At 65.2% G+C, this 24,375-nt stretch carries 30 protein-coding genes; 12 read left to right on the forward strand and 18 right to left on the reverse strand.

Translation table 11 applies throughout. The features are described 5' to 3' along the window. Window positions 1–42: 42 nt before the first annotated feature. The 3 genes from ychF to P0652_RS05920 form a co-directional block, all read right to left on the reverse strand. On the reverse strand, window positions 43–1,140 hold the full coding sequence (ychF, locus tag P0652_RS05910) for a redox-regulated ATPase YchF (protein WP_284177843.1): 1,098 nt from the start codon (window positions 1,138–1,140) through the stop codon (window positions 43–45). Window positions 1,141–1,198: 58 nt separating this feature from the next. Beyond that, complete coding sequence (gene pth / locus P0652_RS05915; protein WP_284177844.1) at window positions 1,199–1,828, reverse strand: aminoacyl-tRNA hydrolase; 630 nt, start codon at window positions 1,826–1,828, stop codon at window positions 1,199–1,201. Window positions 1,829–1,925: 97 nt separating this feature from the next. Further along, window positions 1,926–2,510, reverse strand: coding sequence for a 50S ribosomal protein L25/general stress protein Ctc (locus P0652_RS05920; protein WP_284177845.1), 585 nt, complete (start codon window positions 2,508–2,510; stop codon window positions 1,926–1,928). 226 nt (window positions 2,511–2,736) lie between these two features. Between P0652_RS05920 and P0652_RS05925 the strand changes: the two genes are divergently transcribed. Further along, window positions 2,737–3,141: a VOC family protein gene (locus P0652_RS05925; protein WP_284177846.1), complete on the forward strand. Its 405-nt coding sequence runs from the start codon at window positions 2,737–2,739 to the stop codon at window positions 3,139–3,141. 19 nt (window positions 3,142–3,160) lie between these two features. On the opposite strand, the gene P0652_RS05930 is transcribed toward P0652_RS05925, so the two are convergent. From P0652_RS05930 to P0652_RS05960, 7 genes are all read right to left on the reverse strand, one after another. After that, window positions 3,161–3,778, reverse strand: a complete 618-nt coding sequence (locus P0652_RS05930; protein WP_284177847.1) for a pyridoxamine 5'-phosphate oxidase family protein — start codon at window positions 3,776–3,778, stop codon at window positions 3,161–3,163. 12 nt (window positions 3,779–3,790) lie between these two features. Beyond that, window positions 3,791–4,732, reverse strand: a complete 942-nt coding sequence (locus P0652_RS05935) for a ribose-phosphate pyrophosphokinase (protein ID WP_284177848.1) — start codon at window positions 4,730–4,732, stop codon at window positions 3,791–3,793. A gap of 165 nt (window positions 4,733–4,897) precedes the next feature. After that, window positions 4,898–5,422, reverse strand: coding sequence for a YajG family lipoprotein (locus P0652_RS05940; protein ID WP_284177849.1), 525 nt, complete (start codon window positions 5,420–5,422; stop codon window positions 4,898–4,900). 96 nt (window positions 5,423–5,518) lie between these two features. Next, window positions 5,519–5,842: a PAAR domain-containing protein gene (locus P0652_RS05945; RefSeq protein ID WP_284177850.1), complete on the reverse strand. Its 324-nt coding sequence runs from the start codon at window positions 5,840–5,842 to the stop codon at window positions 5,519–5,521. After that, window positions 5,839–6,990, reverse strand: coding sequence for a M24 family metallopeptidase (locus P0652_RS05950; protein WP_284177851.1), 1,152 nt, complete (start codon window positions 6,988–6,990; stop codon window positions 5,839–5,841). The genes P0652_RS05945 and P0652_RS05950 overlap by 4 nt, the downstream gene beginning before the upstream one ends. Before the next feature lie 177 nt (window positions 6,991–7,167). After that, window positions 7,168–7,449, reverse strand: a complete 282-nt coding sequence (locus P0652_RS05955) for a hypothetical protein (RefSeq protein ID WP_349774961.1) — start codon at window positions 7,447–7,449, stop codon at window positions 7,168–7,170. Between the two features lie 323 nt (window positions 7,450–7,772). Continuing rightward, a complete protein-coding gene (locus P0652_RS05960; RefSeq protein ID WP_284177852.1) occupies window positions 7,773–8,051 on the reverse strand; it encodes a hypothetical protein in 279 nt (92 codons plus the stop codon). 214 nt (window positions 8,052–8,265) lie between these two features. Here P0652_RS05960 and uvrC point away from each other — a divergent pair, with 214 nt between their 5' ends. The 4 genes from uvrC to P0652_RS05980 are packed head-to-tail and all read left to right on the forward strand — an operon-like array spanning window position 8,266 to window position 11,671. Then, a complete protein-coding gene (gene uvrC / locus P0652_RS05965) occupies window positions 8,266–10,266 on the forward strand; it encodes an excinuclease ABC subunit UvrC (protein WP_284177853.1) in 2,001 nt (666 codons plus the stop codon). Between the two features lie 58 nt (window positions 10,267–10,324). After that, entirely contained in the window at window positions 10,325–10,966 is a 642-nt protein-coding gene (gene pgsA, locus P0652_RS05970; RefSeq protein ID WP_284177854.1) for a CDP-diacylglycerol--glycerol-3-phosphate 3-phosphatidyltransferase, read from the forward strand. After that, window positions 10,963–11,214 (forward strand): molybdopterin converting factor subunit 1, encoded by a 252-nt coding sequence (gene moaD / locus P0652_RS05975; RefSeq protein WP_284177855.1) that lies wholly within the window; start codon window positions 10,963–10,965, stop codon window positions 11,212–11,214. The genes pgsA and moaD overlap by 4 nt, the downstream gene beginning before the upstream one ends. A gap of 1 nt (window position 11,215) precedes the next feature. Beyond that, complete coding sequence (locus tag P0652_RS05980; protein WP_284177856.1) at window positions 11,216–11,671, forward strand: molybdenum cofactor biosynthesis protein MoaE; 456 nt, start codon at window positions 11,216–11,218, stop codon at window positions 11,669–11,671. An 80-nt stretch (window positions 11,672–11,751) separates the two neighbouring features. Here the strand turns inward: P0652_RS05980 and P0652_RS05985 are convergent, their stop codons facing one another. After that, window positions 11,752–12,645 (reverse strand): branched-chain amino acid aminotransferase, encoded by an 894-nt coding sequence (locus P0652_RS05985; RefSeq protein WP_284177857.1) that lies wholly within the window; start codon window positions 12,643–12,645, stop codon window positions 11,752–11,754. 265 nt (window positions 12,646–12,910) lie between these two features. Between P0652_RS05985 and P0652_RS05990 the strand changes: the two genes are divergently transcribed. The 3 genes from P0652_RS05990 (at window position 12,911) to P0652_RS06000 (ending at window position 15,732) form a co-directional block, all read left to right on the forward strand. Continuing rightward, a complete protein-coding gene (locus tag P0652_RS05990; RefSeq protein ID WP_349774962.1) occupies window positions 12,911–13,435 on the forward strand; it encodes a MarR family winged helix-turn-helix transcriptional regulator in 525 nt (174 codons plus the stop codon). A 75-nt stretch (window positions 13,436–13,510) separates the two neighbouring features. Then, window positions 13,511–14,224, forward strand: coding sequence for a response regulator (locus P0652_RS05995; RefSeq protein ID WP_284178024.1), 714 nt, complete (start codon window positions 13,511–13,513; stop codon window positions 14,222–14,224). Then, window positions 14,221–15,732, forward strand: a complete 1,512-nt coding sequence (locus P0652_RS06000; protein WP_284177858.1) for an ATP-binding protein — start codon at window positions 14,221–14,223, stop codon at window positions 15,730–15,732. Before P0652_RS05995 ends, P0652_RS06000 begins: the two co-directional genes overlap by 4 nt. Before the next feature lie 3 nt (window positions 15,733–15,735). On the opposite strand, the gene P0652_RS06005 is transcribed toward P0652_RS06000, so the two are convergent. The 5 genes from P0652_RS06005 to P0652_RS06025 form a co-directional block, all read right to left on the reverse strand. After that, a complete protein-coding gene (locus P0652_RS06005) occupies window positions 15,736–16,086 on the reverse strand; it encodes a tRNA-binding protein (protein ID WP_284177859.1) in 351 nt (116 codons plus the stop codon). An 8-nt stretch (window positions 16,087–16,094) separates the two neighbouring features. Beyond that, window positions 16,095–16,778, reverse strand: coding sequence for a ubiquinone biosynthesis protein COQ9 (locus tag P0652_RS06010; protein ID WP_284177860.1), 684 nt, complete (start codon window positions 16,776–16,778; stop codon window positions 16,095–16,097). 71 nt (window positions 16,779–16,849) lie between these two features. Continuing rightward, a complete protein-coding gene (proC, locus tag P0652_RS06015) occupies window positions 16,850–17,662 on the reverse strand; it encodes a pyrroline-5-carboxylate reductase (protein WP_284177861.1) in 813 nt (270 codons plus the stop codon). 77 nt (window positions 17,663–17,739) lie between these two features. Then, the gene (locus P0652_RS06020; protein WP_284177862.1) at window positions 17,740–18,240 is read right to left on the reverse strand and encodes a type III secretion system chaperone family protein; all 501 of its coding nucleotides are present in this window, start codon (window positions 18,238–18,240) and stop codon (window positions 17,740–17,742) included. A gap of 436 nt (window positions 18,241–18,676) precedes the next feature. Then, the gene (locus tag P0652_RS06025; protein ID WP_284177863.1) at window positions 18,677–18,970 is read right to left on the reverse strand and encodes an accessory factor UbiK family protein; all 294 of its coding nucleotides are present in this window, start codon (window positions 18,968–18,970) and stop codon (window positions 18,677–18,679) included. A gap of 60 nt (window positions 18,971–19,030) precedes the next feature. On the opposite strand from P0652_RS06025, the gene lgt reads away from it, so the two are divergent. Genes lgt through pgeF form a run of 3 tightly spaced genes read left to right on the forward strand, consistent with a single transcriptional unit; the run spans window position 19,031 to window position 21,792 of the window. After that, window positions 19,031–19,912, forward strand: a complete 882-nt coding sequence (gene lgt, locus P0652_RS06030; protein WP_502947466.1) for a prolipoprotein diacylglyceryl transferase — start codon at window positions 19,031–19,033, stop codon at window positions 19,910–19,912. 2 nt (window positions 19,913–19,914) lie between these two features. Beyond that, complete coding sequence (locus tag P0652_RS06035; protein ID WP_349774963.1) at window positions 19,915–21,015, forward strand: class I SAM-dependent methyltransferase; 1,101 nt, start codon at window positions 19,915–19,917, stop codon at window positions 21,013–21,015. Between the two features lie 9 nt (window positions 21,016–21,024). Next, the gene (gene pgeF / locus P0652_RS06040) at window positions 21,025–21,792 is read left to right on the forward strand and encodes a peptidoglycan editing factor PgeF (RefSeq protein WP_284177865.1); all 768 of its coding nucleotides are present in this window, start codon (window positions 21,025–21,027) and stop codon (window positions 21,790–21,792) included. 121 nt (window positions 21,793–21,913) lie between these two features. Here pgeF and P0652_RS06045 read toward each other — a convergent pair whose 3' ends face one another. Further along, on the reverse strand, window positions 21,914–22,669 hold the full coding sequence (locus P0652_RS06045) for an SDR family oxidoreductase (RefSeq protein WP_284177866.1): 756 nt from the start codon (window positions 22,667–22,669) through the stop codon (window positions 21,914–21,916). After that, window positions 22,666–23,454 (reverse strand): glycosyltransferase family 2 protein, encoded by a 789-nt coding sequence (locus P0652_RS06050; protein WP_284178026.1) that lies wholly within the window; start codon window positions 23,452–23,454, stop codon window positions 22,666–22,668. Before P0652_RS06050 ends, P0652_RS06045 begins: the two co-directional genes overlap by 4 nt. A gap of 270 nt (window positions 23,455–23,724) precedes the next feature. Here P0652_RS06050 and P0652_RS06055 point away from each other — a divergent pair, with 270 nt between their 5' ends. Beyond that, window positions 23,725–24,294 carry an outer membrane protein gene (locus tag P0652_RS06055; RefSeq protein ID WP_284177867.1) on the forward strand — a complete coding sequence of 190 codons (570 nt, stop codon included), beginning with the start codon at window positions 23,725–23,727 and terminating at the stop codon, window positions 24,292–24,294. Window positions 24,295–24,375 lie beyond the last annotated feature (81 nt).

Raw genomic sequence — 24,375 nt, forward strand, 5'->3', positions numbered from 1 at the left:
TTAATGACAAGCTGCGATTTGCCTGGCTCCGGGCTATGCCGGTCAGTTGGCGAAGCGGAAATGGAGCACGTCACCGTCCGCGACGACATATTCCTTGCCTTCGAGACGGAACTTCCCGGCATCGCGCGCGCCGGCTTCGCCCTTGAGCGTGACGTAATCCTCGTAGGCCACCGTTTCGGCGCGGATGAAGCCCTTCTCGAAATCCGTGTGGATCACGCCTGCCGCTTGTGGCGCCTTCGTGCCGGCCATCACCGTCCAGGCGCGCGCTTCCTTCGGGCCGACCGTGAAATAGGTGATCAGGCCGAGCAGGGCATAGCCTTCCCGGATCACGCGGTTGAGGCCGGGTTCCTCGAGGCCGATCGCCTCGAGATAGTCGCGCTGCTCGTCCGGCGCGAGGACGGCGATCTCGCTCTCGATCTTGGCGGAAACCACGACGGCGCGAGCGCCTTCCTCCTTCGCCCGCTGGAAGACGCGGGCCGAGAAGGCATTGCCCTGGTCGGCGGAGGCTTCCTCGACATTGCAGACATAAAGGACCGGCTTGGCCGTCAGCAGGCCGAGCATGTCGAAGGCCTTTGCCTCGGCCGGCTTGATCTCGACCAGCCGCGCCGGTTTGCCCTCGCGCAGCAGCACAAGCGCGCGGCTCATCAGGTCGAAGGTCTCTTTCGCCTCCTTGTCGTTGCCCTTGGCCTTCTTCTCGATGGCAATGATGCGCTTCTCGAGGCTGTCGAGATCGGCGAGCATCAGTTCCGTCTCGATCGTCTCGATATCCGCGATCGGGTCGATTTTGCCTTCGACATGGGTGATGTCGGAATCCTCGAAGCAGCGGACCACATGCGCGATGGCATCCACCTCGCGGATATTGGCGAGGAACTGGTTGCCGAGGCCCTCACCCTTCGAGGCGCCGCGCACGAGGCCGGCAATGTCAACGAAGGTCAGCCGGGTAGGGATGATCTCCTTCGAGCCGGCAATGGCGGAGAGCTTTTCCAGCCGGTCATCCGGTACGGCGACATCGCCGACATTGGGCTCGATGGTGCAGAACGGATAATTGGCCGCCTGCGCCGCCGCGGTCTGAGTCAGGGCGTTGAAGAGGGTCGATTTGCCGACATTCGGCAGGCCGACGATACCGCATTTGAAGCCCATGGCTTGGTCCGCTCAATTCTGTGCAGAGAGAAGGAAATCGCGGTCTTTTGACCTTCGATCAGTCCGGAAGTCCAGTCTTTTTCGCGGGGCGGCCGAGGGTTTCCGGGCTGCCATGGCCGGCCGCCTCCATCGCCAGATGCACCTTGCTCTGGAAGCCGGCCGCATCGCCCGCCAGCAACCGGGGTGCTTCCTCGGCCATGGCGCGGCACAGGCTGTCAACCCAACCCTCCTCCGCCTTCGCGAAATCATTGAGCACATAGGCATGGACCAGCGCCTTGTCGCCGGGATGGCCGATGCCGAGACGCAGGCGGGGATACTCATTGCCGCAATGCGCAGTGATCGAACGCAGCCCGTTATGGCCGGCATTGCCGCCCCCGGTCTTCACGCGCAGCTTGCCGGGTGGCAGGTCGAGTTCGTCATGGAAGACCAGCACCCGGTCGAGCGGGATCTTGTAGAAGCGCATCGCCTCGCCGACGGCGCGGCCGCTCTCGTTCATGAAGGTGGTGGGTTTCAGCAGGATGGCGCGGTCGGTCCCGATGGTGATCTCGCTGGCCTCGCCCTGGAACCGGGCGCGCCAGGGCAATCTGCGCCAGCGGCGATGCAGCGCGTCCAGGGCCATGAAGCCGATATTGTGCCGATTCCCTGCGTAGCGGGGGCCGGGATTTCCGAGGCCGACGAGAAGATGCATCGCCTGGCTCCGCTCAAGAAAAAGGCTGCGGCGCGGGACCGCGCGGCAGCCGGGTTGGCAGGGGAGGGCCCGTCAGGGCGCCTCCCTCCGGAAGGGCTCAGCCTTCGCCGCCCTTGGCGCCGGTGCCGGCGATCGTGGCGATGGTGAAGTCACGGTCCGAGATGACCGGCTTGGCACCAGCCGGCAGCTTGACCGCCGAGATGTGGATCGAATCGCCCAGCTTCGCCTTCGAGACATCGACTTCGATGTATTCCGGGATGCTGTCGGCGGGAACATTGAACTCGACCGTATGGCGGACAAGGTTCAGCGCGCCGCCGGCCTTCAGGCCCGGCGATACATCCTGGCCGACGACATGGACCGGAATTTCCACACGCACGGTCGCGCCTTCGCCGAGGCGGAGGAAGTCGACATGGATCGGGAAGTCACGGACAACGTCGAGCTGATAGTCGCGCGGGATGGCGCGGATCTTCTCGCCTTCGACATCGATATCGAACACGGTCGTCAGGAAGTGACCGGCATAGATCAGCTTGTTCGTATCCTTGAAGTCGAGCGAGATCGAAACGGGGGGCTGGCCGGCGCCGTAAATGACGGCCGGAACGCGGCCTTCACGACGAACAGCACGGGCGGCCCCCTTACCGGCCCGCTCACGGCGCGAGGCCGAGAGGTTCTTGATGGTGGACATATGATTCTCCAAAAATGAAAACCGGGGCGCTGGGCCTCGCGTTTGTGCCGCTTCCTCCAAGGGTGCAAGACCGGCACGCCGGCTCCATAGGCGAAAACCGCTCGCCACGCAACCCGGCGGGACTCATGCAACTTGCCCGGTGCATTGCCTGCTTGCGGCGCTGGTGCTATCCGGGCGCATTGCTGAAGTGCTGTTTTGTCTTGTCTTTTGCTTTGTGAGGTTTCCGATGTTCAGCCACGTGACCCTTGGCACGAATGATCTCGATCGTGCCGGTCTGTTCTACGATGCCCTGCTGATGCCTCTCGGCCTGGTGCAGCGCCCCGTTACGCCCGATGGCGGACCGCCCTCGCTCTGCTGGATCAAGCCCGGGCAGACGCTGCCGCGCCTCAATATCTACCGGCCCTTCAACGGCGCGCCCGCGACGGCCGGAAACGGGGTGATGGTTGCCTTCGAGGCACCTTCGCCTGCGGCCGTCGATTCCGCCTATGCCGGAGGCATGGCCACGGGCGGAACCTGTGAAGGTGCGCCGGGGCCCCGCCCGCATTATGGCGAAGGCTATTACGGGGCCTATCTGCGCGATCCCGACGGCAACAAGCTGCATGTCGTGTTCCGGGGCGATATCCGGGGGTAACCGGCTGCGCGGCGTAGCCTCAATAGATCGTGCGTTCCATCCGCGCCGGGTATTCCGATTCGTAGGTCTCGGCATCGAAGGCAGGGTCGATCGCCTTCATCATCTCGCCCGTCGAGGGCAGGGCCGAGCGCGGGATCTGAACCTCCGGGTTCCAGAGCCGCGAACGGACCAGCGCCTTCGGGCATTGCGGGTAGATCGAGTCGACAGCGACCGCGATCACCGTCGTCGCCGGGTTGCCGCGCATGGCGAAGCTGGCGCAGAGCTCCGGATCGGCCGAGATCCGGGCGCGGCCATTGACGCGCATCGTGTTGCCGATGCCGGGGATCATGAAGAGCAGCGCGATGCGCGGATCGCGAACGAGGTTGCGCAACGTGTCGACGCGGTTGTTGCCGCGCCGGTCAGGGATGAGCAGGGTTTTCTCGTCGAGGATGCGGACGAAGCCCGCCGGGTCGCCGCGCGGCGAGCAATCCAGCCCTTCCGGCCCGGCCGTCGAGATCACCACGAAGGGCGCGGCCTCGATGAAGCGGGCATATTCCGGGATGATCCGGTCGATTTCCTTGAGGATCGCGGTCGGGTTGACCGGCGAATAGAGTGCATCCAGCTCGGCAAGGGTGGTCACGTCGTGGCTGGCGCTCATGCGGCCTCCGGATCAGTCGAACAGGCTGGACACGCTCTCTTCACCGGCCGTCCGCTTGATCGCCTCGCCCAGCAGCGTAGCCACGGAAATGACGCGGATATTCTTTGCCACGCGCACCGCCTCGGTCGGCTGGATGGAATCGGTCAGGACCAGTTCCTTCAGCTTGGAGGCGGTGATGCGGGCCACGGCGCCGCCGGAGAGAACGCCATGGGTGATATAGGCGGAGACATCGTGCGCGCCGTTGGCCAGCAGGGCCTCGGCCGCGTTGCAGAGCGTACCGCCCGAATCGACGATGTCATCGACGAGGATGCAGGAATAACCCTCGACTTCGCCAATGATGTTCATGACTTCCGATTCGCCGGCGCGCGGGCGGCGCTTGTCGACGATGGCGAGCGGGGCGTTGATGCGGTTGGCCAAAGCGCGGGCACGCACCACGCCGCCGACATCCGGCGAGACGACCATCACCTTGCCGGCCTCGAAACGGGACTTGATATCCTGCACCATGACCGGGGCGCCGAAGAGATTGTCCACCGGCACGTCGAAGAAGCCCTGGATCTGGGCGGCGTGCAGGTCAAGCGTCAGCACGCGGTCGGCGCCGGCCTCGGTCATCAGGTTGGCGACCAGCTTGGCCGAGATCGGCGTGCGCGGCGCCGATTTCCGGTCCTGCCTGGCATAGCCGAAATAGGGCACCACGGCCGTGATGCGCTTGGCCGAAGAGCGACGCAAGGCATCGGTAATGATGAGCAGTTCCATCAGGTGATCGTTGGTTGGGAAGGACGTCGACTGGATGACGAACACATCCTCGCCGCGCACATTCTCCTGGATCTCGACGAAGATCTCCATGTCGGCGAAACGCCGGACCTGGCACTTGGCCAGAGGCTGCTGGAGATAAGCGCCGATGGCTTCGGCGAGCGGCCGGTTCGAATTGCCCGCGACGAGCTTGATCTTGTCCATGATCTCGGTTCCCGCTTGTGCCAGCCGGCGGCCCCGCACCCCCGAGGCAGGCCAGCCGGAAGTCACGCTGGTAGCGCGCGACGCCGCGCGTTTCAACATGACAGGTCTGTTACAGCACGGGAGAACCGGCGTGCGTGGCCAAAAATCAACGCTGGCCGGTGACGGTCACTCGGATTCGGTTGTGCCGGCTGTTGAGGCGATTGTGGTTGCCGCCGGGCTGCCGGCAGACTGGCGGGCGAGATCGTCGAGGCTCATCTGCGCGATCTGGCGCATGGCGGCCTCGTCGAGCGAGGCCCAGGGCGTGCCGGTGGCCGAACCGAGTGCCGCCGCGCCGCGCACGCGGTTCGATCGGGTCTGGCCGTTTTCCGAGGTATCGAGCACCCACGAGAAGCCGGCCTTGCCATCTGCTGCCTGGTAGGCATCGAGATAGGTTTTCACGCGGAGGGCATTGCCGGGCGTATTCGGGCTGACAACCTCGAAGCCGCGCTTGCGCGCTTCCTGCGCGAGGATCGATTCGAATTTCTGGGCGAGATCCGGCGCCGGGCCCTGAACGGCGACGAAGGCGAGTGAGGTGGCGGATCCGCCGAGGCCGGTGGCAGGAGCGATCGCGGTCATGCTTGACTGGCAGGCGGCAAGGCCGAAAGGCAGCATGGCCACAAGCATTGCCCGCATGATCCAGCGCCGCGCCATTCCGTTTCTCCCTCACCGATCCGTTAACGCTTTTTTAACGTCCGGACTCCCGCAGGGGAAGAGGGCAGCGCAAGGGCAGGGCAAACGTGGTTAAGGTCAGCGCGGCGGGCAGGGCGTGGTTGTGCTGCCGGACGTGGCGGCGGGCCGGCCGTTAATGAAGACATTCGACGAGCCACCGACGATTACTCCGCCACAATCGGTGCGGCTGCCCTGGATGGCCGCCGGGCGCCCGTTGATGAAGACATTCGGCGAAGTGCCGCCGGCGACACCATCGCCCTGCCGCACCGCAGGCTGGCCGCCAATCGTCGCATTCGGCGAGCCGCCCGAAGGAGCCGGCGTTTCATTGGCCGCCCCGGCCGGCAGGGCGGCGGCGATCAGAATCGCTGCCAGAACCGCCGGGCGCGCTGCGCAACGGTTCATCGAATCACCAGGGAGAGATCGGGAGCGTTGATCGGCCGGGCGCCGTTTTCCTCGATGAGGTAGGTGCGGCCGAGGCACATGGCGGTTTCCGAGGCCGAATCCATCAGGATCATGTGTGCGAACATCACCATGCCGGGTTCAAGGGTCCAGGGGTTGTTCTCGAAGAACATCGGCCAGTCCATCCAGGAGGGCGTGAATTTCGCGCCGAGAGAATAGCCGCAGGCATTGAGCCGATGCGCCGAGAGGCCGTGCGAATCAAGGGTGCGGGCATGCGCGGCAAAGACCTCACCGGCAGGGTTGCCCGGCTTCATTGCGGCCTGGCAGGCATGCAGCGCCTCTTCCGCGGCCTCGTGATAGCGCCGGTGCAGCGGCTTCGGCGCGCCGACGATATGGGTCCGCATGATCGCGGCATGGTAGTGCCGGCTGGTGCCGGCGAATTCGAGCGTGATCTGGTCATTCGCATCAAGCCGCCGTCGGCCGGATTTGTAGCGGCAGAGCAGCGCATCGCCGCCCGAGCCGATGATGAACTCATTGGCCGGATAATCGCCGCCGGCGGCAAAGATCGCCGCGTGCTGGGCGGCAAGGATCACGCCTTCGTCGGCGCCGGGGCCAAGGTGGTCGATCGCAGCCTTGTCTGCTGCATCAGACAAACGAGCAGCTTCAAGCACATAGGCGATTTCCTCCGCCGATTTCACGGCCCGGAGCCGGGTGAGGATTGTCGAGGCATCAACCAGGGTCGCGAAGCCATCAAAGGCCGCCTCCAGCTTGCGGCCATTGGAATGGACCAGCCCGTAGCTCTCGAATTCGGCGCCGATCCGCCTGCCGGCCAGGCCGAGATCCGCCGCCATCGCGCGCAGGTCGAGGGCGGGATTGGCCGTGGCTGAATCCTTCCAGACGCGGATATCCTCGAGCGTCGAGGTGCGCTGCGCCTGCCGGTAATCCGCCGAGCGCGTCAGCAGGGCCATGCGGCCATCCGCCTTCAGCACGAGACACTGGAAAAAGCAGAAGCCGAACGTGTCGTAGCCGGTGAGCCAGAACATGCTCTCCTGCTGGAAAAGGAAGAGCGCATCGAGATTCTCGCGCGCCATGGCGGCGAGGGCTGCCTGCTTGCGGCGTTCGAATTCGGCAGGGGAGAAATGCAGGGCCATCGGCCGTTCCTGTGTCGTTACGTCAGCGACAACTTATCGACCATGTCACGCGGTGCAACGGGCAGGAGCACCCGCCGACAAAAGAAAAAGCCCCGCTTCCAGCGGCAGGAAGCGGGGCAGTCCAGGCGCCATCGGGATTGGCAGGGGCTGATGGCGCCGGGGGAGAGAGGCGGGGGCTTATTCGCAGACGGTCTTGCGGATCGTCACGAAGCGGCCGCGGTAATCGTCCCAGACGCGCTCGCGGACGCGGTAGCAATCCGGGCCGACTTCCGGCGCGTGGTAGACCGGGGCGGCGTGGGCGTTGTTCGCGGCGATTGCGGTGCCGATGACGGCGCCGCCGATCAGGCCGGCGGCCAGCCAGCCGTTGCGGTGGAACTTGGCTTCGGCGGCGGGGGCGAAGGCCACGGCCATGGTGAGGGCGGCGGCGGTGGCGGCGAGGGTCTTCTTGATCGAGGTCATGGTGGGTCTCCGGGGGGCTGGGTTGTTCGGGTGCGGGGTCAGGCGGTTGGCGTTTCGGTCTTCGGGGCGGCGGGGCTTTCGTCTCGTCGTTGAAAAGACCCTAGACCGGCCCCTCCCGGCCCGCCGTGCGATTCCGCACAGGGTGAAAAACGGGTTTTCTGGACGTGCCAGCGGGTTCCCGGGGGGCTGGCCCTTCGCGGTGGTCAGGGTTTGCCGGGGCCCAGGCGCTGCCGTTTCGGCGGGCTGTGCTAATGGTCAGCCGAACGAAAAACCCCGCCTCGGGGGAGGCGGGGTTCGGGTCAGGGCCGAAGGGGCGGGGTGGTTCAGTGGCAAACCGTCCGGCGGACCACCACGAAGCGACCGCGGTAATCATCCCAGACCCGCTCACGGACCCGGTAGCAGTCCGAGGCGTAGCCACCATGATAGTAGCCGTGGGCATGGGCGCCGCGGACAGCGAGGGTGCTGCCGATGACGGCGCCACCGATGAGGCCGGCGGCCAGCCAGCCGTTGCGGTGGAACTTGGCCTCGGCGGCGGGGGCGAAGGCCACCGACATGGTGAGGGCGGCGGCAGCGGCGGTGAGGGTCTTCTTGAAGGTGGTCATGGCGGTCTCCTTTGGGGGGTCAGGGTTGTCGGGGTTCGGGTTTGTCGGGTTCGGCGGTTGTTTCGGCTTCCCGCCGGTTTCTGTCTCGGCGATGATGTGAAGCTACTCCGGGGCAGCCGGCCCCGCCGTGTGATGACGCACAGGGTGAAATTCGATCGGGAAAGGTGCTGCCTGCCCTTTGCGATCGACCTTCCAGGGCCTATCTCTCGCCGCCATGAGTGCCGCCAGACCCCCTTCCGCTTCCGAGGACGACCTGCCTGATCCGATCGAGGAGCCTGGCGAGGAGGAGATCGTCGAGGAACTCGAGACCGAGGCCCTGCCCGTCATCGAGGCGACGCCGCAGCGCCTCGCCAGCGGCATGGCCGTGATCCGCGCCTTCTGGGAGACGCTGCCGGGCTCGCCCGGTGTCTATCGCATGCTCAATGCTGCAGGCGAGGTGCTCTATGTCGGCAAGGCCCGCAACCTGAAGGCGCGGGTTTCGTCCTATGCGCGCGGGGATGCGCCGAACAACCGGATCGCCCGGATGATCGCCGAGACGTCGGCGATGGAATTCATCACCACGACGACGGAAACCGAAGCGCTGCTGCTCGAGACCAATCTCATCAAGCAGCTCAAGCCGCGCTACAACGTGCTGATGCGGGACGACAAGTCGTTCCCCTACATCATGATCACCGGTGATCATGCCGCCCCGCAGATCCGCAAGCATCGCGGTGCCCGGAACCGCAAGGGCCAGTATTTCGGGCCCTTCGCCTCGGCCCAGGCGGTCAACCGCACGCTTAACGCCCTTCAGCGCGCCTTCCTGCTGCGCACCTGCGCCGATTCCTATTACGAGAACCGTTCCCGGCCTTGCCTGCTGTTCCAGATCAAGCGCTGCGCCGCGCCCTGCACGGGCGAGATATCGCTCGGGGATTACGGTGCTTTGGTCGGGGAGGCGAAGGCCTTCCTGTCCGGGCGCAGCGGCACGATCCGCGAAAAGCTGGGCGCTGAGATGATGGCGGCTTCCGAGCGGCTCGATTTCGAGGCTGCAGCCCGCTACCGCGACCGGCTCGCCGGCCTGTCCAGCGTGCAGGCCAGCCAGGATATCAATCCGGCGGGGATCGAGGAGGCGGATGTCTTCGCCATCCATGCCGAGGCCGGGCATTTCTGCATCGAGGTGTTCTTTTTCCGCACCGCGCAGAACTGGGGCAACCGCGCCTTCTTCCCGCGCGCCGACCGGGCACTCGAGCCGGGCGAGGTGCTCGATTCCTTCCTCGGCCAGTTCTACGACGAGCGGCCCGCGCCGCGTCTTGTCCTGCTCTCCGAGGAGGTGGAGAACCGGGTGCTGCTGGCCGAGGCGTTGAGCGAACGCGCCGGGCACAAGGTCGAGATCCTGGTGCCGAAACGCGGCGAGAAGCGCGACGTGGTGCAGCATGCTCTGACCAATGCCCGCGAGGCTTTGGGCCGGCGCCTCAGCGAGACCGCCAGCCAGGCGCGTTTGCTGGAGGGCGTAGCGGAGGCGTTCGGGCTGAAGGCGCCGCCACGGCGGATCGATGTCTTCGACAATTCCCACATCATGGGCACCAATGCGGTCGGCGGCATGGTCGTCGCCGGCCCACGCGGCTTCTCCAAGACGCATTACCGGACCTACACGATCCAGTCCGAGGGCCTCGTGCCTGGCGATGATTACGGCATGATGCGCGAGGTGATGCAGCGGCGTTTCGCGCGGCTGCTCAAGGAGACACCGCGACCAGAGGTTCTGGAAGATCCCGAGGCGCTGCCGGCCTGGCCGGATCTCGTGCTGATCGATGGTGGCAAGGGCCAGCTCGAGGCGGTACGTGGTGTGCTGGCCGAACTTGGCATTACCGATGTGCCGCTGGTCGGCGTCGCCAAGGGGCCGGACCGGGATGCCGGGCGGGAGACCTTTTTCGTGCCGGGCCGCGAGCCCTTCAAGCTGCCCCCGCGCGATCCGACGCTATATTTCATCCAGCGTCTGCGCGACGAGGCGCATCGCTTCGCCATCGGCACCCATCGCGCCAAGCGGAAGCGCGACATCACGAAGAACCCGCTCGACGAGATCCCCGGGATCGGCCCCTCGCGAAAACGGGCATTGCTGCTGCATTTCGGTACGGCCAAAGCCGTCAGCCGCGCGAGCTATGGTGATCTGGCCAAGGTCAACGGGATCAACGAGGCGACAGCCCGGCTGGTCTATGACTTCTTCCACGAGAAACCCACGTGAGCGTGAATTCCCGCATTGGCCGCTTGACCCGCCCGCCGCTGCATGGTGCTAAGGCGGTATGAGGGAAGGCACGTCGAACTCCTTGCGGCAATCGGGATCCGGTCGCGGAAGACGGCTTGCCATGTCGCTGCCGAACCTGCTCACCTATGGCCGCATCGCCGTCATCCCCGTCATTGTCGGCCTGCTTTTCTGGCCGGGCGACCCCGCCATGCGCTGGTACGCGCTCGGGCTTTATGCGCTGGCCGGCATCTCCGATTATCTCGACGGCTATCTGGCGCGCGTCTACGAGCAGCAATCCTCGCTCGGGCGCATGCTCGATCCGATTGCCGACAAGCTGCTGATCGCGGCCTGCCTGCTGATGCTGGTGTCAGATGGCACGATCCGCTCCTGGTCGATCTGGGCGGCGATCGTCATCCTCAGCCGCGAGATCCTCGTTTCCGGGTTGCGCGAATTCCTGGCCGAGGTGAAGATCTCGGTGCCGGTTTCCAAGCTCGCCAAATGGAAGACAACGGCACAGATTGTTTCGGTCGGCTTCCTGGTTGCCGGGCCGGCGGGCGACGCGATCCTTCCGGCGGGCTGGACCGGCCATATCGGGATTGCGCTGCTCTGGGCCGCCGCGATTCTGACGATCATCACCGGTTATGACTACATGAAGGCCTCCATCCGCCATCTCATGGATGATGACGGAGACGCGGCATGAAGATCCTCTATTTCGCCTGGCTCCGCGAGCGGGTGGGCGTGCCGGAAGAGGTGATCGCCCTGCCGGAGAACGTGCGGACTGTCGGCGAGGTCATCACCCATCTCTCCAGCCTCGGCGAGAATTATGCTTATGCGTTCGAGCAGCCCTCGATCATCCGGGCGGCGCTTGACCGCAAGCATGTGCCGCTGGAAACCCCGCTGGGCGAGGCCCGCGAACTGGCCTTGTTTCCGCCGATGACCGGTGGCTGACATGGCACCGCTGGTCGTGCGCCTGCAGGCCGAACCGATCGATGTCGGGGCCGAGACGCGTTTCCTCTCCGAAGGCCGGGGTGATATCGGGGCGATCGTCACCTTCACCGGCCTCTGCCGCGACGAGAAGGGCACGCTGTCCGGACTCGAGCTCGAGCATTTTCCAGGCATGGCCGAGGCCGAGATCATCCGGATCGCCGAGGAGGCCGCTGGCCGCTGGCCGCTGCTCGGCATCGTGGCGATCCATCGCTACGGGCTTGTCGCGCCGGGTGAGGTGATCGTGCTGGTCGGTGTCGCCTCGTCCCACCGGCAGGCGGCCTTTGCCGGTGCCGAGTTCATCATGGATTTCCTGAAGTCGCGCGCGCCGTTCTGGAAGAAGGAACATCGCACCGACGGCCGTGAGGGCCAGTGGGTCGATGCCAAGGAGAGCGACGAGGCCGCCCTTTCGCGCTGGTAATGCCCGCTCGCCCCGTTGATTCGGTTGCCGGCCACACCTGAGTTGTGGCCGGCAGGATCGCGGTTCCGTTCAGACCGGTTTCAGTTGGCGCCGACTTCGGCGACGTAATCTTCCATCAGCACGCGGCTGATATTGCCCGGCGTGAAGCGGTAGGGTCCGATCTCGGCCACGGGCGTCACCTCGGCAGCCGAGCCGGTGATGAAGCATTCGTTGAAGCTCGGCAGTTCGTCCGGAAGGATGCGGCGCTCGATCACATCCATGCCACGGCGCTTCGCCAGGTCGATCACCGAACGGCGGGTGATGCCATCGAGGAAGCAATCGGCCTTGGGTGTGTGGATCGCGCCGTCCTTGGTGAAGAAGATGTTCGCGCCGGTGCATTCGGCCACGCGGCCCTGCCAGTCGAGCATCATCGCATCGGCATAGCCGCGCTTCTCGGCGCGATGCTTCGAAATGGTGCAGATCATGTAGAGGCCGGCGGCCTTGGCATGAACCGGGGCGCAGGCCGGATCCGGGCGGCGATATTCGGCGATGTCGAGGCGGATGCCCTTCATCTTGGCGGCCGGATCGAACATGGACGGCCAGTTCCAGGTGGCGATGGCAACATGGATCTTGTTGTGCTGGGCCGACACCGCCATCATTTCGGAGCCGCGGAAAGCCACCGGGCGGATATACTGGTCACCGCCGCCATTCTTTTCGAGCACGGCCATCTTGGCGGCTTCGATCTCGTCCACCGTATAGGGGATCTCGAAATCCATGATCTCGGCGGATTTGAACAGGCGTTCGGTATGTTCGCGGCTCTTGTAGACCTTGCCCTTGTAGGCGCGCTCGCCCTCGAAGACCGACGAGCCGTAATGCAGGCCATGCGTCAGGACATGGACCTTCGCGTCGACCCATGGCAGCAACTCACCGTTCATCCAGATGTAGCCCTCCCGTTTGTCGAAGGGGATCACGGCGGGGGCGGCAGCAGTCGACATGGCATTTCCTTCCGTTTGAGGTGATTTTTCGGGCCTTTTAGTTGCTTGCAAAGGCGAAAGCCAGAGGCCGGCTTTTTTCCGCAAGCGGCGGCCCCGTCTTGAAGCCACAGCCTTTGCAATGCATAAGCCTGAAAGATCTCTTCAGCGCATTTTCATTGCGCGTGAATTGGCTTGACGAGTAACAATCGATCTGAAATATGTCAACATCATTGACGTAATTTTTCTGGGCAATGCTTGCACCCGGTGCTGTTGAGGCAGGAATCCCGTGAAATCGCCCCTCCTTTCCGCTGTTGCTGCCGCCCCGGCTCCGCCGGCGGATCCGCGCGCGCTGACGCCGGCCCTGCCGGATTTCGAACTGATCGAGCTGCTGTTCTTCGCCTATCGCGACTTTGTCGGTGAACCGGACAGGCTGCTCGAGCGGCACGGTTTCGGCCGCGCCCATCACCGGGTGATCCACTTCATCAACCGGCATCCCGGCCTGACGGTCGCGGAACTGCTTGATATTCTCGAGATCACCAAGCAGAGCCTCGCCCGTGTCCTGAAGGATCTCATCCATGGCGATTTCGTGGAGCAGAAGGCCGGGGCGGAAGATCGCCGCCAGCGCCTCCTGTTCCTGACGGACAAGGGGCGGGCCCTCGCCGACGGGCTGGCCACGATGCAGCACCAGCGGATCACCCGTGCCGTGGCGGCCATCGGCTCCGAGCATCGCCCCATGATTGCCCGCTTTCTCGCGGAACTGATCGACAAGGAACGCGGGGCGGCCCCCGCGACAGCGCCATCCGCGTCGTGATAGGAGGGGCGCAGCCCTTTTCATGTCCGGCGGGACAGCCCCTGCCGGGCCTTATCGCCCGAGAAAGCCGTGTCCATGCGCAAGACGGTGGTGACCGACGAAGCCCCGCATATCCTCATCGTCGACGATGATGACCGGATCCGCACGCTGTTGTACCGGTTCCTGTCGGAAAACGGCTACCGCGTCTCGACGGCCGACAATGCCCGCGAAGCGCGCGCCCGGCTTGAAGGGCTGCTCTTCGACCTGATCGTGCTGGATGTGATGATGCCCGGTGAGAGCGGGCTCAGCCTCGCGCAATGGATCCGCGCCGGCTCTGCCGTGCCGATCCTGATGCTGACGGCGCGGGCGGAAATCGATGACCGGCTTGCGGGCCTCCAGACCGGGGCCGATGATTACCTCACCAAGCCCTTCGACCCGCGCGAATTGCTGCTGCGTATTTCCTCCATCCTGCGCAGGGCCGCCCTGCCGCCGACGAATCCGCGCGAGAATGCGCCGGAAACCGTGCGGTTCGGGCCGTTCCAGTTTCATTTCGCCCGTGGCGAATTGCGGCAGGAGGAGGAGCATCTCCGGATCACGGAGCGCGAGCGCGAGATGCTCCGCGTGCTGGCCGGGGCTCTTGGCGAGACGGTCCCGCGGGAGGCGCTGGCTGAGAATGGCAGCGCCTCGAACGAGCGGACCATCGATGTCCAGATCAACCGCCTGCGTCGCAAGATCGAGCCGGATCCCGGCAATCCGGTTTTCCTGCAGACCGTGCGGGGCATCGGCTACCGGCTGGTCATCGATCGATGAGCGCGTGGCGGACCACGTTCGACCAGGTTGCCGCTGCCCTCGCCATGCTGGCCCGGCTGGTCTGGCGGATGCTCCGGATGGTGTTCGACCTGGTGCGCTGGCTGCTCGGGCTCCTGCTTCATGTCGTCCGCGTCGTCTGGCAGCGGCCGGAGATCCAGCGCCTGTTCCAGCCCTTTTTCCGTCTGGAGGCGCGGATCGGGCGCTGGCTCAACCGGATCCTGCCCAAACGGCTCTATACAAGGGCGCTGATGATCATCATCGTGCCGATGGTGCTGCTCCAGGCCGTGGTGGCCTATATCTTCATGGAAAGGCACTGGCAGGCCGTCACGGCGCGGCTTTCTGCCGCGATCACCCAGGATATCGCCGCGCTGATCGACATCTACGAGCGGCCGACGCCGGGCATCGATGGCCGATTGCTGGCCCAGATCGCGGAGCAGCGGCTCGGGCTCGACGTGGATTTCCTGCCGCTTGAACCGCTGCCGCCGCCGCTCGAAAAGCCGTTTTTCGACATTCTCGATCAGGCGCTCTCGGCTGAATTGCGCACCCGCGTCCGCAAGCCGTTCTGGATCGACACGGTCGGCTCCTCCTCGATCGTCGAGATCCGGGTGCTGCTCGACAGCGCGATGATGCGCGTCACGGCCCGGCGCAGCCAGGCCTATGCGTCGAACTCGCATATTTTCCTGATCTGGATGGCGGGCTCGTCGCTGGTTCTGATCACGGTGGCGATCCTGCTGCTCCGCAACCAGATCCGGCCGATCCTGAGCCTCGCCGATGCGGCCGACAGCTTCGGCAAAGGGCGGGATGTCCAGTTCCGGCCCCGCGGGGCGCGCGAGGTGCGGCGGGCGGGCCTCGCCTTCCTCGAGATGAAGAACAGGATCGAGCGGGCGATCGAGCAACGCACCACGATGCTGAACGGGGTCAGCCACGATCTCCGGACGATCCTGACCCGGTTCCGCCTCTCCCTGGCGCTGCTGCCCGAGGGGCCCGAAGTCGAGGATATGAAGCGCGATATCGACGAGATGAGCCGGATGCTGGAGGATTACCTCGCTTTTGCGCGCGGCGAGGCGGCCGAATCGGCCGAAGCGACCGATATCCGCGCGCTGCTGGAGGATTTCCGGGTTGATGCAGAGCGTACAGGGCATTTCGCCACCCTCGCCGTCGAGGGCGATCCGGTGGTCAGCGTGCGGCCGCAGGCCTTCCGCCGGCTTCTCGGGAACCTCGTTGCCAACGCCGCGCGGTATGGCGACCGGATCGAGATCCAGGCCGTGCATGACGAGCGCTATCTCACGGTAACGGTGGATGATGACGGGCCGGGCATTCCCGAGGAGCTGCGCGAGGAGGTGTTCAAGCCCTTCCTCCGGCTCGATGTCTCGCGCAACCAGGATCATGCCGGCACGGGCCTTGGCCTTGCGATTGCGCGGGGCATCGCGCGCGGGCATGGCGGCGACATCGTTCTGGAAGATTCGCCGCTTGGCGGATTGCGGGCCCGGGTGAAGGTGCCCGCCTGAGGTTCAGAACAGCCGGCCGCCATTCGGAACGGGGCGTTCCGGCATCACGAGGACGACCTCGCCTTCGGCATCGGGGAAGCCGAGGGTCAGCACCTCGGACATGAATTTTCCGATCTGGCGCGGCGCGAAGTTCATCACCGCCGCCACCTGCCGGCCGACGAGCGTTTCCGGCGTGTAATGAACGGTGATCTGCGCCGAGGAGCGGCGCGTGCCGAGCGGTCCGAAATCGATCGTCAGCTTCCAGGCCGGTTTGCGGGCTTCCGGGAAGGCCTCGACCGCGACGATGGTGCCGACGCGGATATCCAGCGCCGCGAACGTGTCGAACGGGGTGACAGGCTGAAGGGCAGTCGCCATCATGGGATTCAGGCCGCGTCCCGTTCGCTGTTCCTGCCAGGCCGCCGGAGGTCCTTTGCCGCCCGGCAGAAGCCGCGCAACGGCGCCATCAGGCGGTCGAGCCCTTCGGCCCGCCGGAGGACCCATTCCCCGCGCGACAATTCCCGATCAAGCGCAGCCATGGTCTTCGGCAGGGTCTCGTCATTCTCGTCGAGGAAGACGGGCATCACCCGGGCGAAAACGAGGATCGCGCCCTGCAGCTTGACCAGGCCCATCGGCCCTTCCGTCTCGATGCCGACCGAGGCGAGCAGGTAGCGCCAGGAATTCAGCGCCTGCTGGTTCAGCGCCAACATACCCGGCACGTCGCCCTGGAAGGCGCGGTGGATGCTGCGCAAGGCATGACGATAGGGCCGCAGCGCGTCAAAACGGCGCAGCATCAGGTCGAGCACTCGGTCCCGCGCGGGCTGGTCGATCAGGTCGGCTGGCGTGCCCTCGAGGGTCACCCGGTCAATGCGGCGGACGAAGCCACCGAGCATGGCCCCCTTGGAGGGGAAAAGATCGCGCAGGTCAGCAAGGCCGAGGCCGGCCTCCTCGGCGATGGCCTCCAGCGGGATATCCGCCCATTCCCGCTCGGCGGCGAGGGTCATCAGCGCATCCACGACGCGATCGCGCGGTGAAGCAACCTGTTCGGGGGATGAAGCCTTGCGTGCCATGGGTGCCTCCTGGGGTCAGGACATTGTCGCTCCAAGGTAGGCCACAATGCGGCGGACGCAAGCCCGCCGCGTCAACCCGCCAGGGCCCGGGCCCGGGCGCGCGCGGCCTTGATGGCCTTCGTCATCAACGGCTGAAGCCCTTCCTGGCCCATCAGCACCTCGAGCGCCGCTGCCGTGGTGCCACCTGGCGAGGTGACATTCTGGCGCAGGGTAGCTGGCGGGGTTTCCGCTTCCTGGAACAGCAACTCACCGGCGCCTTCCACCGTGGCGCGGGCCAGGCGCATGGCGAGGTCGGGCGCAAGGCCGAGTTCCTCGCCGGCTTTCGCCATCGCCTCGACCAGATGGAACACATAGGCCGGGCCGGAGCCGGACAGGGCCGTGACCGAATCGATATCGGCTTCATGGTCGAGCCATTCGAGGCGGCCGGTTGTCTGCAGAAGGGCGAGAACCTGCCGCCGCTCCGCCTCGCTCAGCCCGCCTGTGGCATAGGCGCCGGTAATGCCGCGCCCGATCGCCGCGGGCGTATTCGGCATGGCGCGGACGATCCGGGTGATTCCGGGCAGGCGGGCACGCAGGTCGGCGATGCTCTTCCCGGCGAGGATCGAGACGATCACCGTGTTCGCATCGACATGCATTTTCAGGGTGGCGGCAGCCGAATCCAGCATCTGCGGCTTGATGGCGAGGAGAACCAGTTCCGCGGGTGTGCCGGCGGCAGGGTTCAGGCTGAAGCCATAGCGCGCGGCATCCGCGCGGAGGGTATCGGACGGGTTGGGATCGATCACGCGGATCCGTGTGGCGGGCCAGCCGGCCTTCAACGCGCCGTGGAGCATGGCGCCGCCCATTTTGCCGGCACCGAAAATCAGAAGATCAACAAAGCTGTCCATGAAAAATCCGAAGGGTTGGCGAAAGATCCGAAAGGCGGGGAAACGGTTCCCGGCGGCCGGATCTGCCTCCGTCCGGATCAGGCCTCGCCGGCCGTCTCGAACATGGCGGTATCCAGCGCCTCGGCGGCCGTCTTACCCGCCCAGACCACGAACTGGAAGGCCTGATAATAGCGTTCGCAGGCCTCGACCGCGATTTTCATCGCCGCTTCGCATTGGTCGGGCGAAGGATCGACGCCGCCGACCAGCAGCAGCGAATGGCGGAACACCACGGCATTGCCGCTCGACCAGACATCGAAATGGCCGACCCACATCTGCTCGTTGAGCTTGGCGATCAGCTGCAGCACCTCGGCGCGGCGGCGCTCCGGCACTTTCAGGTCGAAGGCGCAGCTGAGATGCAGGGCCTCCATCTCGGAAAGCCAGGTGAAGCTGATCTGGTAGTCGCACCAGCGGCCGGTGACGCCGAGGGAGATCTCGTCCTCGTCATCCCGTTCGAACGACCAGTGATGCCGCAGGGCAATCTGCTCGATCAGATCGACCGGGTTCTCGGCGCGGGCGGGGTCGCGATCGACAAATGTCATCACAGGCCTTTTATGGTCGTTTTCATGTGCGTGCTGCCGGAAAACGGGCGCAAGAACCCGTCGCGCCGGATGGCACGCTGCCAGACTTGAGACTACGCGGAACGCGGGGAACGCCACGCTACCCGGCCATACCGGCATGCCGGAACAGCCAACGCGGACTTGACTCGGGCGGTTTTTTTCTGCCGCGAATCACCCTCATCGAACCTAGCATGGCCAGATTCGCGCTGTCGCCGCCTTTCTGCGGCGATACTCACAGCGACGTTGGGGAAAAACCGCGACCGGAAAACCGGCGGGACGGGAAGTCAGCGTCACGTGCGACCTTCCGGGATTCGGCGGGCTGCCACAACCTCGCGGCCCGATCCGATCCACAGTCTTGGCGATGTCCACAGGGGTGTAAGAAACCCTTTGACGGCGCCGCCGTTTAAGGAAAGCCGGCTCAGCTCTCCGCTGATTCCTTGCCGGCCTTCTTCGATGCCGCCTTGCCGGAAAGGGCTGATTCCAGTGCCTCGATCCGGGCAAGCAGGCGATCATTCTCGTCCCGCGCGGCGATGGCCACCAACCGGACGGCCTCGAATTCCTCACGGGTCACAAGGTCTGAATCGCGGAGGATCCGCTCGATCTGGCTGCGGGCAAAACTGTCCGCCTCGCGCTGCACACCCTGCGCCAGACCGACGGCGCCGGTCATCACACGCGACAATTCATCGAGCAGGCGGGTCGGGGGTTCACGCATTGTCGGCTCCGTGAGGGCAGGGTTGGGTTGGCAGGTCGCCATTCGGGACGAGCTTCTAGCATGGCGGAGCGGCTTTCGTTAGAGAAGATTCGCCCGCGCGACGTGAAGGACCTGCTGCCCATGCTGCTCCCCGAAATCGACCCCGTCGCCTTTGCCATCGGACCGATCATCGTGCGCTGGTATGCGCTGGCCTATATTCTCGGCCTCGTGGCCGGCTGGCTCTATGCGCGGCATCTGGCCGCAACCGCCCGGCTCTGGGGCGGGGCGCGGGCACCGACGCCGGAAGAGCTGGACGACCTCCTTGTCTTCGCGGCCCTCGGTGTGGTGATCGGCGGGCGGCTCGGCTTCGTGCTGTTCTACAAGCCGGGCTACTATGTCGCGAACCCGCTCGAGATCCTGCAGACCTGGAAGGGCGGCATGTCGTTCCATGGGGGGCTGTTCGGCGCGGCTGTTGCCGTGGCCCTGTTTGCCCGACGGCGCGGGCTCAACCCCTATGCCATGGCCGATCTTGCTGCGGTTGTGGCGCCGGTCGGCCTCCTGCTCGGCCGCATCGCCAATTTCATCAAGGGAGAGCTCTGGGGTCGGCCTGCCGATGTGCCTTGGGCGATCATCTTTCCGGATGCCGGGCCGGAGCCGCGCCACCCTTCGCAGTTGTACGAGGCGGGACTGGAAGGGCTTCTGCTGCTGATCGTTCTCGCCGTACTGGTCCGACGCACGGGATTTCGTGCGCCCGGGCTGCTGGCGGGAATTTTCGGGAGCGGCTATGCTGCAGCGCGGTTCTTCGTGGAATTCTTCCGTGAGCCGGACCGCTATCTCGGCTTCATCGCCGGGGGGTGGCTGACCATGGGCATGGCCTTGTCGATCCCGATGTTCCTGGCCGGACTCTGGCTGATCCGGCGGGGGCTTGCGGCCCGCAGGACAGGATTGGCAGGGGCGGAGTGAGCATGCTCGAGAACGAGATTGTCGCCGAGATCCGCGCCAACGGCCCGATGGGGATCGACCGGTTCATGGCGCTGGCGCTCGGCCATCCGCGCCACGGCTATTACATGACGCGCGACCCGTTCGGCATGGCCGGGGATTTCGTCACTGCGCCGGAAATCAGCCAGATCTTCGGGGAATTGCTGGGGCTGTTCACCGCCATTGGCTGGCAGATGCTGGGCGAGCCGCCGAGGGTGGCTTTGGTCGAGCTTGGCCCCGGACGTGGCACGCTGATGGCCGATGCCTTGCGGGCGGCGCGGGCGCTGCCCGGCTTCACCTCCTGCCTCGAGGTGCATCTCGTCGAGATGAGCCCGGTTCTCCAGCGGGCACAGGCCGATACGCTGAAGGAGAGCGGGCACCGTGTGACCTGGCATGCCTCGATCGAGAGTCTGCCGGAGGATCGCCCGCTGCTGATCCTTGCCAATGAGTTCTTCGATGCGCTGCCGATCCGCCAGTTCCAGCGCTACGGAACCGAATGGCGCGAGCGCCTTGTCGGGATCGGACCGGAAGGGCAACTGGCGCTCGGGCTTGATCGCAACGCCGCACAGGGGCTGACGATCGAAGCGCCGGAAGGCACGGTTTTCGAAACCTCGCCAATCTCGCTCGACATCATGAAAAAGCTGGCGAGCCGGCTCGTTGCCCAGAACGGCCTGCTGCTGGCGGTCGATTACGGACACGCGCATTTTGCCTTCGGCGAGACGCTTCAGGCCGTCAGGAAGCACCAGTTTGCTTCGGTCCTCGCCAATCCCGGTGAGGCCGATATCACCGCCCATGTCGATTTCGCCAGCCTTGCCATCGCGGCGCGGCGGGCGGGCGCCAAGGATCACCCGGTCCTGACGCAGGCCACCCTGCTGGAGCGGCTGGGCATCCGGCACAGGGCCGGCATCCTCAAGCCGAAGGCGGAAAATCCGGCCGAGATCGATGCCGCAGTGGAGCGCCTCGCTGGCACTGGTCCGGGCGGAATGGGCCAGCTTTTCAAGGCCTTGGCCATATCCGGCCCGGGCATGGCCGCCTTGCCCGGCTTCGACCAGCCCGATCCACGCCTCGCCGGAACCGCTTCTCGCTGAAAGCCCGCAATGCTCACGCCGTTGACTTCACCTGCCCTCAACCGCGCCGGAATCCGCCATGCCTTCTTTACCCGCGAAGGCGGCGTTTCCACGGGCGTCTATGCCAGCCTGAACGGGGGGATCGGCTCGAATGACGATCCGGCGGCCGTGGCCGAGAACCGACACCGGATGGCGGCCTATCTCGATGTTCTGCCAGAGCATTTTCTCTCGCTCTATCAGATCCATTCCGCCATCGCGCTCGATGTCGAGGCGCCCTGGCCTTTGGCGGAACGGCCGCAGGCCGATGCGATGGTTACCGTGAAACCGGGCCTCGCCCTGGGTGTCGGCGCTGCGGATTGCGGGCCGATTCTCTTTGCCGATCCGGAGGTTGGCGTCGTCGGCGCGGCCCATTCCGGCTGGAAAGGCGCGATCGGCGGGGTTCTTGAAGCCACGGTCGACGCGATGGAACGGAAGGGCGCGCAGCGTTCCCGCATGATTGTTGCGCTCGGGCCGATGCTGGGGCCGGAAAATTATGAGGTCGGGCCGGAATTCATGGCGCAGTTCCTGGCAGCGGATGCCGGAAATGCCTGCTTCTTTCGTCCGGGACGGCGCGAAACGCACCCGCATTTCGACCTGCCGGGCTACATTTCGGCCCGTCTGGAACGCATCGGGATCGGTGAAATCGACAAACTGAATTTGTGCACCTATGCCGATCCTCAAAGATTTTTTTCGTATCGGCGGAAGACCCATCTCAACGAGCCGGATTACGGCCGCCTGATCGCCGCCATCCGGGTATAGTCGTTCCCCCCTTTGGGTCCCTCGCAACGGCTCCTGCCGGAGCCTGCTCGGCGGCGCAGTCGCGCCTAGCCAAGGCCGGTGGCCTTGGCCCTTTGGTCAATCCAGCGGGGCGTGGGTCGCTTCAGTTTCCGACAATATCCGGGGTGCGCCAGCCGAGATGCTGGCCGGAATCGACGGCAATCATCTGGCCTGTGACGAACCGCGCGCGGGCGAGGTAAAGCACCGCCTGGGCAATGGCTTCAGGTGCGACGGCCTCGCCGAGCAGGGTCCCGGCCGCTTCCTGTGCGAAGCCCTCCGCACCATCATGGATGTTCGGGATGGTCGGGCCCGGCCCGACGCCATTGACGCGGATGCGTGGTGCGAGCGCCTGTGCCAGCGTTTGCGTGGCTGTCAGCAATGCCGCCTTGGCCAGGGTGTAGCTGAAAAATTGCGGGTTGGGCCGGAAGACGCGCTGGTCGATCAGATTGACGATGGCGCCGGCCTCGCCGGGCGGGAGGCCCTCGGCGAAGGCGCGGGCGAGCAGGCAGGGCGCCTGCAGGTTCACGGCGAGGTTCGTTGCAAAACGGGCGGGTTCGAGCGTCCCGATGCGGTCATCGAGGAAGACCGAGGCATTGTTGACGAGCAGATCAGGCGGGCCGAAGGGCCGGGCAGCCGCTGCCATCAGGGCATGCAAGGACTCGAGCGCGGAGAGATCGCCGCCGGTCGTGGCAGCGCGGCATCCGCGCGCCGCCAGTTCCGCGGCCAAGGCTTCAGCTTCCTCGCGGCCGCGATGGAAATGGATCACCACGGCATAGCCTGCTTCCGCCAGATGCCGGACGATGGCAGCACCGATGCGCTTCGACCCGCCGGTGACAAACGCGATCTGCCGCGCCGTCATGGCTGGCGGTTCCGCTTCCGCTCCAACGAGCGACGCTCGTAATCCTTGGCGACCCGCAACCAGCGATAGAATGCAAAATTCATGGCGGTGATGAACCCATAGATGCCGCGCACGAAATGGCGGCGGATCAGATAGGCCTTGAAGAAGGCCAGCGGGAATTCCGTGAAGATCCGCCAGTCGGGGATACGCTTGCCGCGCTGCGCCAGATCAGCCACCTGCTGGTCGGCATAGGCATTGAGCTTGGCGATCTGGTCGCCGATCGACCGCACCGAGAAATGGTGGACGATGCCTCTGAGCCGCGCGACCTTCGCGCCGGGCACGAGATCGACCCGGTCATGCACGATGGAGGTCGAATAGGCGCCCTTCGCGCGATGGTAGAGCCGGACCGGCGGCAAAGCATAGGCGAGGGGGTGGGGGGCATCCTCACCCGGGAACACCTCGGCGATCCGGATCTCGTAGGCATCGGCGGCCGGAGTGCCGGCGGCGAACAAGGCCCGGATTTCCGCCACCAGTTCCGGCGGCAGCCATTCATCGGCATCGAGATTGAGCAGCCAGGGATGGCGGCATTGCGCCTCGGCGAAGCGCTTCTGCGGGCCATAGCCCGGCCAGTCGTTGTGGATGACGCGCGCGCCTGCGGCCTCGGCCAGCGCAACCGTGCCATCGGTCGAACCGGAATCGACGACGACGATGTCGTCGCTCAGGGCCGCCAGCGGTTCGAGCGTGCGGGGCAGGCGGTCAGCCTCGTTGCGGGCAATGATGAAAATCGACAGCGGCAGCGTCACCAGCAGGCCCCGGACATGACTTTTCCCTCGCTTCGCATGGCCGCCATGTTCTTGCAACTGTGATGTTAGTTTTTGAATAACCTTAATCGCCGCCGATGCCGATTAATCAAATGTTTTCCCTCAATGCAGGGTCCTGTTCAGCTTAACAGATGCTTGTGCTAGATCACAATCCGAATGAATTTCTGCTTGAAGATGTGTTGCTTGAGTAAGGAGCCCAAGATGCGTGGTGTCGTCAGGAAAATTCTTGCCACTACTGCCTGCGTTGCAGGTCTCATGGCTGTTTCTCAAGTTCAGGCCGCAGATCTCCAGCGCCGCTCCGGCTATTCTCCGACGCCGGTCTTCGCGACCAACTGGGCCGGGTTCTATGCCGGTGCCCATCTCGGCTACGTGTTCGGGCGTTCGCGCTCGGCGGATCTCGACGGGTTCAAGGGCGGTCTGCAGATCGGGCATAACTGGCAGATGGACCGGCTGGTTATTGGTGGTGAGGCCGATCTCGCCTATGCCGGCATCGATTATCGTGGCTTCACCGAGAGCTTCCGCCAGAAATGGATCGGCTCGGGCCGTGTCCGCGTCGGCTATGCGTTCGAGCGCTTCCTGCCTTTCGTGACCGGCGGTATCGCCTACACGACCGGCACGATGAAGGCCGGCGGCGCGAAATCCTCGAACGGTCATATCGGCTATGTCATCGGTCTCGGCGGCGAAATGATGCTCACGGACCGCGTTTCCGCCTCGGTCCAGTATCTGCACTACCGTTTCGAGGGCCAGACCTACAATGTGGTTCCCGCTCGCAACGCGAATATCGTGAACAACGAAATCCGCGTTGGCGTCAATTACCGCTTCTGAGGGCGCATAGCGCCTTCAAGGGAATGCCGGGGGGCGACAGGGGTCCGGGGAACCGGGCCCCTTCTTTTTTGGGGTCCGTCG

Origin of the sequence: Rhabdaerophilum sp. SD176, assembly GCF_030143245.1 — a bacterium.
Lineage (GTDB): Bacteria > Pseudomonadota > Alphaproteobacteria > Rhizobiales > Beijerinckiaceae > Rhabdaerophilum.

What these genes read in the sequence shown, in the direction of transcription:
- P0652_RS06000 (WP_284177858.1), top strand. Translation starts at nt 14,221, where the DNA reads ATGAGCGCGTGGCGGACCACGTTCGACCAGGTTGCCGCTGCCCTCGCC.
- pgsA (WP_284177854.1), top strand. Translation starts at nt 10,325, where the DNA reads ATGAGGGAAGGCACGTCGAACTCCTTGCGGCAATCGGGATCCGGTCGC.
- pgeF (WP_284177865.1), top strand. Translation starts at nt 21,025, where the DNA reads ATGCTCACGCCGTTGACTTCACCTGCCCTCAACCGCGCCGGAATCCGC.
- P0652_RS05960 (WP_284177852.1), bottom strand. Translation starts at nt 8,051, where the DNA reads ATGACCACCTTCAAGAAGACCCTCACCGCCGCTGCCGCCGCCCTCACC.
- P0652_RS06045 (WP_284177866.1), bottom strand. Translation starts at nt 22,669, where the DNA reads ATGACGGCGCGGCAGATCGCGTTTGTCACCGGCGGGTCGAAGCGCATC.
- lgt (WP_502947466.1), top strand. Translation starts at nt 19,031, where the DNA reads ATGGCGGAGCGGCTTTCGTTAGAGAAGATTCGCCCGCGCGACGTGAAG.
- P0652_RS05935 (WP_284177848.1), bottom strand. Translation starts at nt 4,732, where the DNA reads ATGGACAAGATCAAGCTCGTCGCGGGCAATTCGAACCGGCCGCTCGCC.
- P0652_RS06035 (WP_349774963.1), top strand. Translation starts at nt 19,915, where the DNA reads ATGCTCGAGAACGAGATTGTCGCCGAGATCCGCGCCAACGGCCCGATG.
- P0652_RS05995 (WP_284178024.1), top strand. Translation starts at nt 13,511, where the DNA reads ATGCGCAAGACGGTGGTGACCGACGAAGCCCCGCATATCCTCATCGTC.
- pth (WP_284177844.1), bottom strand. Translation starts at nt 1,828, where the DNA reads ATGCATCTTCTCGTCGGCCTCGGAAATCCCGGCCCCCGCTACGCAGGG.
- P0652_RS06025 (WP_284177863.1), bottom strand. Translation starts at nt 18,970, where the DNA reads ATGCGTGAACCCCCGACCCGCCTGCTCGATGAATTGTCGCGTGTGATG.
- proC (WP_284177861.1), bottom strand. Translation starts at nt 17,662, where the DNA reads ATGGACAGCTTTGTTGATCTTCTGATTTTCGGTGCCGGCAAAATGGGC.
- P0652_RS06005 (WP_284177859.1), bottom strand. Translation starts at nt 16,086, where the DNA reads ATGGCGACTGCCCTTCAGCCTGTCACCCCGTTCGACACGTTCGCGGCG.
- P0652_RS06055 (WP_284177867.1), top strand. Translation starts at nt 23,725, where the DNA reads ATGGCTGTTTCTCAAGTTCAGGCCGCAGATCTCCAGCGCCGCTCCGGC.
- P0652_RS05955 (WP_349774961.1), bottom strand. Translation starts at nt 7,449, where the DNA reads ATGACCTCGATCAAGAAGACCCTCGCCGCCACCGCCGCCGCCCTCACC.
- P0652_RS05925 (WP_284177846.1), top strand. Translation starts at nt 2,737, where the DNA reads ATGTTCAGCCACGTGACCCTTGGCACGAATGATCTCGATCGTGCCGGT.
- P0652_RS05930 (WP_284177847.1), bottom strand. Translation starts at nt 3,778, where the DNA reads ATGAGCGCCAGCCACGACGTGACCACCCTTGCCGAGCTGGATGCACTC.
- P0652_RS05985 (WP_284177857.1), bottom strand. Translation starts at nt 12,645, where the DNA reads ATGTCGACTGCTGCCGCCCCCGCCGTGATCCCCTTCGACAAACGGGAG.
- P0652_RS05980 (WP_284177856.1), top strand. Translation starts at nt 11,216, where the DNA reads ATGGCACCGCTGGTCGTGCGCCTGCAGGCCGAACCGATCGATGTCGGG.
- P0652_RS05945 (WP_284177850.1), bottom strand. Translation starts at nt 5,842, where the DNA reads ATGAACCGTTGCGCAGCGCGCCCGGCGGTTCTGGCAGCGATTCTGATC.
- ychF (WP_284177843.1), bottom strand. Translation starts at nt 1,140, where the DNA reads ATGGGCTTCAAATGCGGTATCGTCGGCCTGCCGAATGTCGGCAAATCG.
- moaD (WP_284177855.1), top strand. Translation starts at nt 10,963, where the DNA reads ATGAAGATCCTCTATTTCGCCTGGCTCCGCGAGCGGGTGGGCGTGCCG.
- P0652_RS05940 (WP_284177849.1), bottom strand. Translation starts at nt 5,422, where the DNA reads ATGGCGCGGCGCTGGATCATGCGGGCAATGCTTGTGGCCATGCTGCCT.
- P0652_RS05950 (WP_284177851.1), bottom strand. Translation starts at nt 6,990, where the DNA reads ATGGCCCTGCATTTCTCCCCTGCCGAATTCGAACGCCGCAAGCAGGCA.
- P0652_RS06010 (WP_284177860.1), bottom strand. Translation starts at nt 16,778, where the DNA reads ATGGCACGCAAGGCTTCATCCCCCGAACAGGTTGCTTCACCGCGCGAT.
- P0652_RS05920 (WP_284177845.1), bottom strand. Translation starts at nt 2,510, where the DNA reads ATGTCCACCATCAAGAACCTCTCGGCCTCGCGCCGTGAGCGGGCCGGT.
- uvrC (WP_284177853.1), top strand. Translation starts at nt 8,266, where the DNA reads ATGAGTGCCGCCAGACCCCCTTCCGCTTCCGAGGACGACCTGCCTGAT.
- P0652_RS06020 (WP_284177862.1), bottom strand. Translation starts at nt 18,240, where the DNA reads ATGACATTTGTCGATCGCGACCCCGCCCGCGCCGAGAACCCGGTCGAT.